Raw genomic sequence first — 13570 nt, forward strand, 5'->3', positions numbered from 1 at the left:
TCCGTTCGTTAATATACCTAATATTTTATATAACGTGCTAATAGACATCTATTATTTTGTGCTCTACTATAGTTGATGCTAAAAAAAATATAAAACATGACAAGATAAATTAGGTTAAGTAATAAATATAAAGTAAAAATATATTCACATAATGAAACTATATAAAACTTAATAATTAAGCATCTATTCCAGTAATTCAGGGCCATTATTGTCAATAAATCATATACACAGGCAAAGTACAGAAATCAGGCTATATACATGATATACAGAGAATCATTCGATCTTTACTAACAAGAATGGAAAATAAAATAACCTAATGAGATAGATTCTCGATGTAACTATTCTTAAACCAAAGTACTCGGAGTATATTAATGAAACGATTACATGATATTGAGAAAGAGATGTTGCCCGTTGAATCCTACAAAATGCTTATTGATGGGCAATGGGTAGATAGTGTATCCAAAGCGACAACCAAAAGTTATAACCCGGCGACAGGGGAATTACTGGCTGAATATGTATCCGGTAATGCGGAAGATGTCGATCTTGCTGTCTGCGCCGCGAAAAAAGCTTTCCACGCCTGGAGTCAAACCTCCGCCATCGAAAGACAATCAGCTTTACTGAAAATTGCTGATTTACTAGAAGCAGAACAAGAGCGTTTTGCCATCCTTGAATCACTGGATACCGGCAAACCATTAAATGAATCCCTGTATATGGATCTACCGGCCTCCATTGACCATTTCCGCTATTTTGCGGGTGTGATCCGTTCCCATACCGATGAAGCTTCAGTTCTGGATGCCAATACACTCAGCCTGGTGATCCGTGAACCCATTGGTGTTGTCGGGCAGGTAATTCCCTGGAATTTCCCACTACTGATGGCAGCATGGAAACTGGCTCCTGCTCTTGCCGCGGGCAATACCGTTGTGATTAACCCGGCAACACTGACACCAATCACTCTGCTTGAACTGGGTCGAATATTGGATAAAGTTCTGCCTGCCGGGGTGGTTAATATTGTTACAGGTCGTGGTTCAGTCGTTGGTCAAGCCATTTTGGATCATAAAGATGTCGAAAAGGTGGCATTCACTGGTTCCACCAGAGTAGGTTATACCGTAGCCGAAGCCGCAGCCAAAAAGCTGATCCCAGCAACACTAGAACTTGGCGGTAAGTCAGCCAATATTATCTTCCCTGATGCCAATATGAAAAAGGCAGTAAAATATGCAGCCAAAGCTATTTTGCTGAATCAGGGTCAAGCGTGTGAATCAGGTTCCCGGTTATTCTTGCATAAAGATATTCATGATGAATTCCTCAAATCCTTAAAAGTAGAATTCGAATCCATCCAGGTTGGTGACCCGTTAGCAAAAGATACTCAAATGGGAAGCCAAGTCAGCCAGGAACAAATGGAAAAAATTCTTGGATATGTCGATATTGCGAGAAAAGAGGGCGCAACCATTCTCACGGGCGGCAAACGCATTACTGGGGAAGGTTATGATGATGGCTTCTTTATCCAGCCAACCATCATTACCAACGTTACTAATGACATGCGAGTCGCGCGCGAAGAGATTTTTGGCCCTGTATTGACCGTTATTCCGTTCAGCGAAGAAGAAGAGGTCATCGGAATGGCAAATGATTCTGATTATGGCCTGGCGGGCGCTGTCTGGACACAGGATATCGACCGTGCACTACGCGTCGCTAAAGCTGTCAGAACTGGCCGTATGTGGATTAATACTTACCATGAACTGCCAGCTCATGCACCATTTGGCGGCTACAAAAAATCAGGTCTTGGCAGAGAAACACACAAAATGATGTTGGATTCTTACACCCTGATCAAAAACATCTATATCAAAACCAGTGAAGAATAATCTCAATCTGTGATGAAAAAGCCTTCCAAACGGAAGGCTTTTATTCAGATATTTGCTTTAATATCAACACTATCCGCATTGACATCTTTAATATGTTCTTTTGTCAGCCGATAAACAACGGGACTTAACAAGGCTAATGCAATCAGGTTTGGTATCGCCATCATCGCATTCAATGTATCTGCCAATAACCAGACAAAATCCAATGACTGAGTAGCGCCTACCATCAAAGCGATAATCCATACGACACGGAAAGGCATGATAGCTTTTTGCCCAAATAGATACTGAGTACATTTTTCACCGTAAAAGCTCCAGCCAAGAATTGTGGTAAAGGCAAATATTACCAGAGCGCCTGCGACAATATAGTTACCGCCGGGAATCGCCATAGCGAAAGAAGTCGCTGTCAGCGTCGCACCTGTCTGACCGTTCAACCAACCACCAGTAATGACAATAGTTAAGCCAGTGATAGAACAAACAATAATAGTATCGATGAAAGTACCTAGCATAGCGATCAAACCCTGGCGAATCGGGTTTTGGGTTTTGGCTGTCGCGTGAGCAATCGGCGCACTTCCCAATCCCGCCTCATTAGAGAAAATGCCACGAGCTACACCAAAACGAATTGCCGCCCATACTGCCGCACCCGCAAAGCCACCTTGTGCCGCAACAGGCGTAAATGCAGATTTAACAATCAGGACAAATGCCGCGGGAATTTCACTAAAATTCACCCCCAGAACAATAATCCCGGCGGCAAGATAGGCAACCGTCATAAATGGCACTAATTTACCTGCGACATCAGCAATACGTTTAATACCCCCAATAAGCACTGCGCCAACCAGAATCGCCAATACTACGGCCGTTACCGTGGTAGAAACGCCGAAGTTACTTTGCAGCACATCAGCAACAGAATTTGCCTGTACGGTATTGCCGATACCAAAACAAGCAATACTGCCGAATACCGCAAACAACGTCCCCAACCAAGCCCATTTTTTACCTAAGCCGTTTTTTATGTAATACATGGGGCCGCCAACATAGTGACCATTTTTGTCAACCTCACGGAAACGGACTGCCAGCACCGCCTCTGAATATTTGGTTGCCATGCCCACTAATGCGGTTATCCACATCCAAAACAGTGCGCCTGGCCCTCCCAATACAACCGCAGTAGCTACACCAGCTATATTACCTGTCCCTATGGTGGCAGAAAGCGCAGTCATCAATGCATTGAAAGGCGATATCTGCCCTTCTCCCCGCTGATGATTACGCTCAAATAGTAATTTAAAACCCGTTCCCAATTTACGTATAGGCAGAAAAGAGAGACGGAGCTGCATGAACAACCCAACCCCCAGAAGACCGACCATCATCGGTACTCCCAATACTATCCCGTTAATAGCACTCAGCCATTCTGTGATTAATCCCATATATTCCCTCGGATATTTCATAACAAAATAACAACATATGCGCAGCAACTTAATAAAGAATATTTACAGAAAATATGCGAGAAAAAATTTCGTAAAAATGGAAAAAGATTTAATACTTGTGAGTGGTATCACTCGATAGAATTTTAAGATTAGAATGTTCAAAAATTTATCACGCCAAATATATTAAAAAATATTTACGTATAAACCACTATCTTAATCAAAATAATTTACCGAAACATTTAACCCTTTCCAATCATTAAAGTAAAACAACAGAACATTATCCTTTACACTCCATTTTTTGCTCATTAGTAAACTGATTAATATTATTTTTAAAATCGATTTTTTAAGAAATAAATCCCTATTCTGGAATGGGTTTATACATCAACCAAAAGAGTAATAGAAAATATATGTGATATTTTTCTATCATCATAAAACCACTAAATCTTTTTCGAGCCGCTTCACAATAATTGAATAACCTCATTGTTTTATTGTTCCACTCAACTCATTTTATCCTCCTGGGTTAATGAATGAGAGAGAACCTCATGGTGGAACAACAATATTTCATTGGTGTTGATGTTGGCTCCGCCAGTGTCCGTACTGCGGTTTTTGACCAACACGGTAAACGGCATGCATTTTCTGCTCGCCCTATCCAGCAATTTCACCCAAAAACTGATTTTGTTGAACAATCTTCTACTGATATCTGGGCGCAAGTATGTGCAACAGTAAGAGAAGCTATTGCACTGGCAAATATTAATCCTATTGATGTTAAATCAATCGGCTTCGATGCCACCTGTTCATTAGTCGCTGTAGCAACAGAAGGACGTCCTCTTTCTGTGACCGAAAATGGCAATCCTGAACACGATATCATCATGTGGATGGATCATCGGGCAATCAAGGAAGCCATCACGATAAATCAAACCAATGACCCTGCACTCTGCTATGTAGGTGGTGAAATCAGCCCTGAAATGGAACTACCGAAAATCTTATGGCTAAAAAACCACTTTCCTCAACGTTATCAGGATATCTGGCGTTTCTTTGATTTAGCTGATTTTTGGTGTGGAAAGCAACTGCCGCTGATGTAGCCAGTATTTGCACGCTCACGTGTAAATGGAACTATTTGGCTCATCAAAAACAGTTCAGCGAAAAACTACTTTATGATGTGGGATTAGAAGATTTAATAAATAAAGTTCCGTCTACCATCATTGAACTTGGCGAAAAAGCAGGTTACCTGACTGTTGAAGTGGCTAAAGATTTTGGGCTGCACACAGGAGTCATCGTCGCCGGTGGTATTATTGACGCTCATGCCGGCGGATTGGCCCTGGCTGGCGCCAATCCAGAGGGCAGTCTGGCCATTATCAGTGGTACCTCAAACTGCCATATGATTGTCAGTCCTTATCCTGTCATGGTTACAGGGGTTTGGGGCCCCTATTTCGGCGCTATGCTACCCGGTTATTGGCTCAACGAAGGTGGACAAAGCGCCGCCGGTGCATTAGTTGAGTGGTCAATTCGTCAACACAATAACTGGCTGGAGCTAGAAATCGAAGCTAAGGAATCTGGTCACCATTACTACCAGCTACTGAATGAAGCTGTCGAACAGTTAGAAAAGCAAGAAAAATACCCGACCGCACAACTTCATATTTTAGGTGACCATCACGGCAACCGCTCACCAAGGGCAAACCCTAATGCCAAAGGAATGGTCAGCGGGCTGACGCTGGCAGATAGCCGTGATGCTCTGGCCCGCCATTACTTGGCAACGCTGCAATCTATCGCTTATGGCACCCGCCATATTATTGATGCACTAATAGAAGCAGGGCATAAGATAAACAGGCTAGTTATATGTGGTGGCGCAACTAAAAACCCACTATGGTTACGTGAATATGCCAATGCCACCGGGCGCGAAATCCATCTCACTCAGGAAGAAGATGCTGTCAATCTTGGTTCTGCTCTGCTTGGTGCCGTTGCTTGTGGTTCCTTTACCGACTTCGCTCAAGCAGCGAAATCGATGGTACGTGACGGCAACATTATCAAACCGGAAAAAGAGACATTTTCATTTCATCAAGCCAAATATCAGGTCTATCTGCAAATGTACCGGGACCAGCAACGATATAACGAAATCATGCAAACCGGCGGTTAACTTTTAATGATAAAAGCAGGTATATAATAAGATGAAAGGAATAAAAACTCATTAGATAAAATTTCTCCGGCCCCACAAGCCGGAGAAAGGTGATCAATCCTTATAACTGTATTGATAACATCCGCCATAATCATAATAGAGACCAGAATTCTTCTCTACCGCGTTTAGCAACACACCTTTAACATGAATGCCATTTTGTCTAAACCGGCGAATAGCAATATTAACTTCTTTAACTCTTGTTTTATGATAACGAGCAATTAACAATGAAGTTCCTGCATATCTCCCAATAATCGCAGCATCAGTTACAGCCAAAATAGGAGGAGTATCTACCAAGACATAATCATAATGCTCTTCTGCCCAAGATAATAATTCTTTAAGCTTGTTATGCATAAGCAATTCCGACGGATTAGGCGGAATAACACCTCGATTAACAAAATCAAGCTCAGTAAGGTAAGTTCTGGTAATGATCTCTTTTATCTGATGCTGACCAGCCAAATATTCAGACAGCCCCAGAGATTGAGGACTTTCCAACACCTTATGTAAACGACCTCTTCTCATATCTGCATCGATTAAAAGCACACGTTTATTACTTAATGCCAATACAGCAGCAAGGTTTACTGAAATAAAAGATTTTCCTAGTTCAGGCGCAGAACCTGAAAGAAGAATAATTTTATTTGCAGATTCCATCATTGAAAAATGCAAGGTTGTTCTAAGGCTACGTAATGCTTCAATAGCTAAATCTGTGGGATCTTGAATCGCTAATAACCGTAATTTATGACGATGAGTTCGCTTTTTCTGTTGTTGTTCAAGTTTAATCTGAGTCCCAGATAGTGGAATAGTGGCATAAACGGAAACACCTATTTCTTCCAATTGTTCAGGGCTTTCGATTCCTTTACGAAACATGACTCGTATGCAAACCAATCCAGCAGACAATATAAACCCCAATACCATCATAGATACAATAATCAGTGACTTCTTCGGTTTTACCGCTGAACTTTCTACAATAGCTTCATCAATAATACGTACATTACCCACTGTCCCTGCTTTCAAGATATTCAACTCTTGCTGTTTATTGAGTAACTGCACATAAATTTCTTGACCAACTTGAACATCTCTGGTCAAACGTAAAATTTCCTGCTGTGTTTTAGGTAACCGTTTGATTGACTGATTCAGCTCCTTTTTGGTATCAACCAAAGTCTTACGTTTATCAAGCAACGCAACATAAGCAGGATGTTGTTTGGTATACAATTGCTGTAATTCAGCTTCTCTGAAAGTCAATTCATTAATCTGTTTCTCAATTTGGACTAATGTTTCCAGAGCCGACTTTGCTTCAAGTGATAAATCGATAGATTCATTCGCTTGACGATATTGGTTAAGCAACTCCTCAGAACGATTGAGTTCAATTTTAACTTTAGGTAAATGATTTTTTAAGAAATTAAGACTACTTTCAGCCTCTTCCGTCTTTCTTGTCACATTTTGTTGCAAGTAATTTTTACCAATACTATCCAGTACTGACTTTATTCTTGCACGATCATCACCTTCCATTTCAAGCGAAATAATACCTGTACTATTACCTTTTTCTTTTACCCACAAAGCTTGTTGCAACCCACGAATAACCCCCAATTGCCCCCGTTTAACCAACGTGAAACTTTGTCCCGGAGCAGCTGAAATATTTGAGATAAGCAAATTTATGCCATCAGTATCAAATACTTTGTTCACTTGTCCGCGGAAAATTTGATCATCAAGCAGCAACCGATAATTTTCTGAATCGTCAACATATATTTTTATCCCTTTGTTCATATATTCGGGTGATATTGTAAAATGTTTAATAACAATATCTGGCTTTGGCATACCACGGAGACGGGCAATTCCCTTACCTATCACAGGAAAATAATCCGCTGTAACCTGAACATCCAAATTTAGATCCTTTACCGTCTTTCCCAATATCATTCGGGAAGTTAATAACTCCAATTCTGCCGATGTATCTGACGGTCTTCCTGAAAGCATATCCGCCATGTCGCCAATTAAAGGCAATGCACTACTTCTCTTTTCAACCTGCAATAAAGCATTTGCCTTGTATATCGGAGTCGCAATCAAGGAATAACAAAGGCCAATAATGGTAAACAATAGAGTGATTCCACCAATCACCCAGCGATAATCGAATAAGGCACTAAGAAGACGGCCTAAATCAATTTCATCACTATCCGTATGAGTGTGACTTGATTTATCTGATGTAGTCATAAAAAGCCTATAATTACTTTATTGATAAGTAATGAAGAATAGAAAACCCAGAATTTGAAAATACTTATAAGTTATAATTTCCCAAGCCAACTATTAGCACTCTCAAATAATAACTGATACACATATTCATAAACCTCGATATCAGACTTATATGGATCGGGAATTGCCATTTTATTTAACCAATGGCCAAAAAGCATTGTTTTCCCCCTGACTCCTAGATTTATCCTATTTACAGCTTCAATATGTCTTTTTTCCATAACCAAAATCAAGCTTGACTGCTGGCATAATTCACTGGTTAGTTGACGTGCTGTATGTCCATCCAAGGACAATCCATACTTAGCCGCAACCCTACTTGAAAGCTCATTTGCAGGATTACCAGCCAAAGCAGATATCCCCGCAGAATAAATCTCTTTCTGAGGAAATATCTGCCGCAATAAACGCTCTCCTGTCGGAGATCGACAGATATTACCCACACAAACGACCAGAATAGAATTAAACATTAATTCGGCCACTTACGAATCCACTTAGTTGTTTCAGTCAGGCTATTAATGCTTGATATCGTTGGCACCAACTGATTGATAACCCGATTCCAGCGAACAACTGGAGCACTGGTAACATAGACAATATCGTAAGGTTGCAAATTAAACTCAGTTCCCAACACCAACGCCGTTGCATCTTTAGCATTGAGCTGATAGATATTGGCTATTTTTCCTTTATTATCAGTTACATTACGCAATGAACGGATGACAAAAATGCCATTAGCATCACTTGATAATTGATCTATACCTTCGGCATTACCCAATGCTTCAGTCAAAGTCATTCCACTGCGATCCATACGCAGAGTAGTCTGTTTTTTGACCTCCCCCATAACAAACACTTTCAAATCATCATTACGGGGAACATATAAAATATCGCCAGAATAGAGCAGACGATTTTGCTTTAGATCACCATTCTGCATTAAATCTTGAAGAGAAATAATCGTCTCTTTTCCCTTATGAGTCAAAATGATCCTCTTCCAATCAGCATTTTCGGTTAAGCCGCCAGCATGGTTGATCGCATCAATAATGGTTAAAGGAACGTTAGTGATAGGTTGTTGAGCAGACCTAGCAACTTCACCTGTTACATAGGCTTTTTGTGAACGGAAAGCAGCAATATTAACATCAACTTGAGGTGATTCGATGTACTTCGATAACTTATCAGTAATCATTGTCCGCACCTGAGTGACCGTTTTCCCTTTTACATGAAGTTTACCAACATAGGGATAAAAAATCGTTCCATCAGAATGCACCCAGTTTCCCGTATCACTGGCACTACGGTATTGCCCGGCTGGTATCGTCAATTCAGGATGATCCCAAACAGTAACCATAATGACATCCCCAACACCAATACGGTATTCATACTGTTGTAACTCTTTATCTAATTCAGGATTAGGACGTGCAATAGCAGAATTCACGCGTAACTTTTCAATTAACTGTGGTGTTACTGGATAAACGTTTACCAAATTATTAATATCATAGTTACTATCATCATCATTGATTATTTCTTTATTATAAACAGTAAGGCCACTCCCAGGCACAACAGTACAACCACCTAATAGTGTAGAACAGGACAACGCCAGAACTATAATTAATTCCTTAATATTCATCAGAAATTTATCCTTAAAAAATAATAAACAAAAAAGAATACAGAAAAATAGTATTAATTATAATCTCCCTAACAAAACTAGATTATAATATAATAAAATATAATATAATATAAAAATTTTGCTTAAGGGCCACAAGACACTAGGCTACTGGTCGTATCACTTGGTAAAAACAATAGAAATCAACTTAATGGCTTTGAAAAATTCAGGCCATTAAATAATAGGTAGTAAATTTATTAATTATTTTATTATTTAATATGTCTTATAAGATATTATTGCAAACAGAAAGTAAGAGCGGCCCATAAAATAATAGTGAAGATATTTATCAGAATTTATCGGAACTGAATACATACTCTCGATAACATTGTGAAAAAACACGGACCTACTTACATCAAATCCGTGTTCATATAAGAGACTTTAGTAATTAAGATGATAGAAAATAAAAAAACAACCAACTAACCTATCAAAAAACTCCAATTATAAAACCATAAATTTTGCCATATTATAAATAATAGCTCGGTAGTATCGAATATTTTTAGATTGTTTTAATTTTGAAGCTCACCACTTTGTACTTTTCTCGTTTATCAACTACCATTATCGATTGTTTTATATAGCAATAGAAGATCCGAGAATTGGGCATATTCCACAAAAACTTTATCAACTGGGATTACCATGAAAAAATCAACCATACTAAGAATCGCCAGACCAACTGACAACTTAACTAAAATTTCTGAAATGTACTGCCAAGGTTTAGGATTTATTATCCTGGAGCAATTCGAAGATCATGAAAATTTTGATGGTATTATTCTAGGGCATCCAAACCATCTCTGGCATCTCGAATTTACCCATCATCGTGGCACAACAGTAGGAAGATCCCCCACGCAGGACAATTTATTGGCCTTCTATATATCAGACCATTCAGAATGGTTAGAGCAGATATCATTAATGAAAAACGCTGGCTTTATTGCAGTCCCCTCTTACAACCCATATTGGGATATTGATGGTAAAACATTCGAAGATATTGATGGTTATCGGGTTGTGTTACAAAACACAGTATTCCCTGTTTGATTATTAATCGACCTTAAGCATACTTGCCCTAATAACCAACCCATACCTACGTTGTTTTATATTACGCAATAACATTATCAAAACTCAGCTATTGACACTGAGTTTTGATATATTCTTGCAAGTATTTCGTTTGCTGTTCGTTCTCAACAATCATTCTTCGGAGATCGAAATAATCTTGTTCAGCTGCTGGGTTAAGTCGTGGGGGGACTGCATGGCCCACGCTGCCGGAGGAACCGGCTTTGCCTTGATTACAGGTGGCCGCGATGCGCAACCGGCGATGACCAGCGGCAACATCGTTGCGAAGCACATCAATTTCAGATTTCGCATGAGCAAGCTCCTTTGTATGCTGATTATCCAGTTCAGACAGGAGCCTTATCCGCTCCTGCTGATTAACGATTTCATTCTGCTGCTCCAGCAACTCACTCTGTAGCTTAACTGTCGTATCAAGCTGTTTGGTATACTTACCGTAATAGTGGTAAGCCAGAAGCGAGACAAGCGCTAGTGCAATAACAGTATAACCATGAGAGTTAAACTTCATAATATCGCTCTACAAAAGTGAAAATGCTTTATCAATGACCGCATTGCTATAAGGCTGACTACCATTTTCCATGGTAATAACGGACTTAAGAAGCTTTGTCATAAATACTTCATTAAATACATCAACAACCTGATCACAAGTCACTTCAGTGTCTTTACATACATGGCTAATATAAGCATCAGTATTATTTTCATTATGGGGAGCCCATCGTGAAATGATACCTTTCACTGTTTTAAGGCCATGTTTCCGATTGTAATTATGCAGAATTTTAATCATTGCCCGAATACCATATTCAGGGCTGACAAACTGGCAGAAAGATTTATCGGTACGTTGTGATTCCGGTACCAAACCTTGCCAGTCATCACCCCAACGAATGTTGCCAGGGTTATTATTTCGAATACCTCTGCTCATAATTCACTCCTACTGTTTATTGCCTGTTTTGTTATTAACAACTTTTCTTAAGATCTGACCAAAATAGTCAGTTCCCAGATAACCAATAATCACACTGCCGATGTAAGCCAAGTCCGTGCTCATACCAAAAAAATTCAACACATCACGGATAAACCAAGCAATCATGGCACACATAATAGAATCCATAATTGACGTCCAAAATTTACCGCCGTTATATCGACCTCTGAGATAAGCCATTGCGGCAGCCAGTGCCGCTCCTATACCTTGTTCTTTGACTGACAGCAACCATACCCATAGCTGCATCCAGATGTCAGGCTGTTTATCCATGTATTTCATCCTTTACTCCCATTCATATAATGGGAATCCATAGGCTGCCGTGTAGCCTTAAATTTCAGTTAATAGGAATACTGCGAAATCAGTAGAATAAGAAAAGGCCACACATAGCGCAGCCTTAAATTTTATAAGGTGATTACTTACATTTAGTATAATATCGAGCTCATCAACAAACTCTGGTTGTATGTCATTACGTATAAGGGAATAATAATAATTAACAGATACATAATTTATTAAGGCATTAACTATTCCAATTAAACAATACTCTTTCTGTTAGCTATTATTCTACAAGAAACCATATTCTATCTATTTTTTAATTTCCCAATAATCCATCCTTCAATCAAAAGCAAAGAATTATTACTTCGCCTTGAACTTGCTACTTTCAAGTATCAACATGACCACCATACACTTAAACTCTGGAATGTATTTTTATCTTGTTATAGTGATCTCATTTCTGCTGATTCATTTAAAAACAAAATAAACGCTAAATCAAGGCTAAATCACTTCTCCATCTTTCTTCCTAATATAAAAACCTTTGTTTCTATCAATTTGCGCAAATACCCCTAAATGTATGCTGATATTTTCAATCATTTAACCTGGAAAAATGAACGTTCACAGGAAGATTTTTGTTACTCAAACAAACAATTATATCCAAAATATTTTATATCCTCACCGCCAACTTAAATGTTGGATTACCCTTCCCAATAGATTGTGAAATGACAAAGTAATCAGGTGAAAACAATTAAAAAAATAGAGCATCTAACATATCATAGCCACTAGCCAATAAATCTCCTTAATACTAAGATTAGATTACAACGTATAATAAACCACAATTCATGATAATTATGTACACCTGGCAATAAATCTCTCAAAGCAATTTTTTCAATAAAACGTTTCGCAAGTAATTTTTTTAAGGCAGGATCTTTTATCCTTTTTCTATACAAAATAAAAAAACTGCCAACCTCTCGTATTGCATGACGGCTCAGTGATCTTCTTAACGACTTTTCACCTTTAATTTCTTTTGAGATGTTAATAATTGAATCAACTACAGTAATATAGCTATCAGCCCGATGATATAATTTTTTAATTTCTTTTGAGCGAGTTATTGATTCCAAATTATGTCGATAACAATATAATAACTCCTCACAAAAGCCAATTCGATTCGCAATAAGTGACAAATTAATGGTCCATAAAATATCTTCGTGAAGGGTATTGTCTTTAAAACTTAGCTGGTTATTTATAATCAGCTCCTTTTTAATAAGTTGTAACCAAACAAAATGTGGCCATTCCCTACATTCAACACAATATTCTATCCACTCTTTACCCGTTAATATCCTGCCATAAGGTTGCCTACGTGTTATTCTTTTATTCTCCTGTGAGAATGGATCTTCTATGAAACTGACTCCATTGCCAATTAACACATCTAATTTCTGTTCAATAGCTTGATCAAGCCATTTTCTTAATGTTTGCGGTTTCAACCAGTCGTCACTATCAACAAATAAAATCCACTCTCCTCTCGCATACTTTATGCCATCATTTCTAGCTATTGAAACACCACGATTTTCTTGATTAAAGATCCGTATTCTATTATCTCTTTTTTTGTATTCATTAATGACTTCTAAGCTATTATCCGTTGATCCATCATTAATAATGACAACCTCAAAATTAATATTTTCTTGCGCAGATATTGAATCTAACAAACAGGCTATATAACTTTCATTATTAAATAGCGGGATAATGATAGTAATATCAAACTGAAACATCTATAGTCCTTTTAATGAATTAGTTGTTTTTGATAAGAACATTATTTTCATAGTAAAAATGTGCCTTTTCCCCATTGCTATTCACAGACCATACAATATTTTAAGCATCAGTTATAGATGGGATTAAAATTTTCATCAAAAAGAAGATAATTAAGTGTGATAATGATGAAAG

10 protein-coding genes and 1 pseudogene are annotated in these 13570 nt (G+C 38.5%); 3 read left to right on the plus strand and 8 right to left on the minus strand.

Features of this window, described 5'->3' with window-relative positions; translation table 11 throughout:
• Positions 1–371: 371 nt before the first annotated feature.
• Positions 372–1856 carry an aldehyde dehydrogenase family protein gene (locus tag B0X70_RS18425; protein WP_217470068.1) on the plus strand — a complete coding sequence of 495 codons (1485 nt, stop codon included), beginning with the start codon at positions 372–374 and terminating at the stop codon, positions 1854–1856.
• A gap of 44 nt (positions 1857–1900) precedes the next feature.
• On the opposite strand, the gene B0X70_RS18430 is transcribed toward B0X70_RS18425, so the two are convergent.
• Entirely contained in the window at positions 1901–3268 is a 1368-nt protein-coding gene (locus B0X70_RS18430; RefSeq protein ID WP_217470070.1) for an alanine/glycine:cation symporter family protein, read from the minus strand.
• A 545-nt stretch (positions 3269–3813) separates the two neighbouring features.
• Here B0X70_RS18430 and B0X70_RS18435 point away from each other — a divergent pair.
• Positions 3814–5402 (plus strand): annotated as a pseudogene (locus B0X70_RS18435) (FGGY-family carbohydrate kinase).
• Positions 5403–5495: 93 nt separating this feature from the next.
• Here the strand turns inward: B0X70_RS18435 and B0X70_RS18440 are convergent.
• The 3 genes from B0X70_RS18440 to B0X70_RS18450 form a co-directional block, all read right to left on the minus strand.
• Positions 5496–7643, minus strand: coding sequence for a polysaccharide biosynthesis tyrosine autokinase (locus tag B0X70_RS18440; protein ID WP_217470071.1), 2148 nt, complete (start codon positions 7641–7643; stop codon positions 5496–5498).
• A 71-nt stretch (positions 7644–7714) separates the two neighbouring features.
• Positions 7715–8143, minus strand: coding sequence for an arsenate reductase/protein-tyrosine-phosphatase family protein (locus tag B0X70_RS18445; protein ID WP_036809197.1), 429 nt, complete (start codon positions 8141–8143; stop codon positions 7715–7717).
• Positions 8143–9288, minus strand: a complete 1146-nt coding sequence (locus B0X70_RS18450) for a polysaccharide export protein (RefSeq protein ID WP_217470073.1) — start codon at positions 9286–9288, stop codon at positions 8143–8145. Before B0X70_RS18450 ends, B0X70_RS18445 begins: the two co-directional genes overlap by 1 nt.
• Positions 9289–9957: 669 nt before the next feature.
• On the opposite strand from B0X70_RS18450, the gene B0X70_RS18455 reads away from it, so the two are divergent.
• Positions 9958–10353: a VOC family protein gene (locus tag B0X70_RS18455; protein WP_046395133.1), complete on the plus strand. Its 396-nt coding sequence runs from the start codon at positions 9958–9960 to the stop codon at positions 10351–10353.
• A gap of 88 nt (positions 10354–10441) precedes the next feature.
• Here B0X70_RS18455 and B0X70_RS18460 read toward each other — a convergent pair whose 3' ends face one another.
• From B0X70_RS18460 to B0X70_RS18475, 4 genes are all read right to left on the minus strand, one after another.
• Positions 10442–10891, minus strand: a complete 450-nt coding sequence (locus B0X70_RS18460; protein WP_105394534.1) for a lysis protein — start codon at positions 10889–10891, stop codon at positions 10442–10444.
• A gap of 9 nt (positions 10892–10900) precedes the next feature.
• Entirely contained in the window at positions 10901–11302 is a 402-nt protein-coding gene (locus B0X70_RS18465) for a structural protein (RefSeq protein ID WP_036775334.1), read from the minus strand.
• Positions 11303–11311: 9 nt separating this feature from the next.
• Positions 11312–11638, minus strand: coding sequence for a phage holin, lambda family (locus tag B0X70_RS18470; RefSeq protein WP_036775333.1), 327 nt, complete (start codon positions 11636–11638; stop codon positions 11312–11314).
• 773 nt (positions 11639–12411) lie between these two features.
• Positions 12412–13398, minus strand: coding sequence for a glycosyltransferase (locus tag B0X70_RS18475; RefSeq protein WP_217470074.1), 987 nt, complete (start codon positions 13396–13398; stop codon positions 12412–12414).
• Between the last annotated feature and the right edge of the window lie 172 nt (positions 13399–13570).

Source organism: Photorhabdus akhurstii (assembly GCF_019090985.1).
GTDB classification, from domain to species: Bacteria; Pseudomonadota; Gammaproteobacteria; order Enterobacterales; family Enterobacteriaceae; genus Photorhabdus; species Photorhabdus akhurstii.

What these genes read in the sequence shown, in the direction of transcription:
- B0X70_RS18425 (WP_217470068.1), top strand. Translation starts at nt 372, where the DNA reads ATGAAACGATTACATGATATTGAGAAAGAGATGTTGCCCGTTGAATCC.
- B0X70_RS18430 (WP_217470070.1), bottom strand. Translation starts at nt 3,268, where the DNA reads ATGGGATTAATCACAGAATGGCTGAGTGCTATTAACGGGATAGTATTG.
- B0X70_RS18440 (WP_217470071.1), bottom strand. Translation starts at nt 7,643, where the DNA reads ATGACTACATCAGATAAATCAAGTCACACTCATACGGATAGTGATGAA.
- B0X70_RS18445 (WP_036809197.1), bottom strand. Translation starts at nt 8,143, where the DNA reads ATGTTTAATTCTATTCTGGTCGTTTGTGTGGGTAATATCTGTCGATCT.
- B0X70_RS18450 (WP_217470073.1), bottom strand. Translation starts at nt 9,288, where the DNA reads ATGAATATTAAGGAATTAATTATAGTTCTGGCGTTGTCCTGTTCTACA.
- B0X70_RS18455 (WP_046395133.1), top strand. Translation starts at nt 9,958, where the DNA reads ATGAAAAAATCAACCATACTAAGAATCGCCAGACCAACTGACAACTTA.
- B0X70_RS18460 (WP_105394534.1), bottom strand. Translation starts at nt 10,891, where the DNA reads ATGAAGTTTAACTCTCATGGTTATACTGTTATTGCACTAGCGCTTGTC.
- B0X70_RS18465 (WP_036775334.1), bottom strand. Translation starts at nt 11,302, where the DNA reads ATGAGCAGAGGTATTCGAAATAATAACCCTGGCAACATTCGTTGGGGT.
- B0X70_RS18470 (WP_036775333.1), bottom strand. Translation starts at nt 11,638, where the DNA reads ATGAAATACATGGATAAACAGCCTGACATCTGGATGCAGCTATGGGTA.
- B0X70_RS18475 (WP_217470074.1), bottom strand. Translation starts at nt 13,398, where the DNA reads ATGTTTCAGTTTGATATTACTATCATTATCCCGCTATTTAATAATGAA.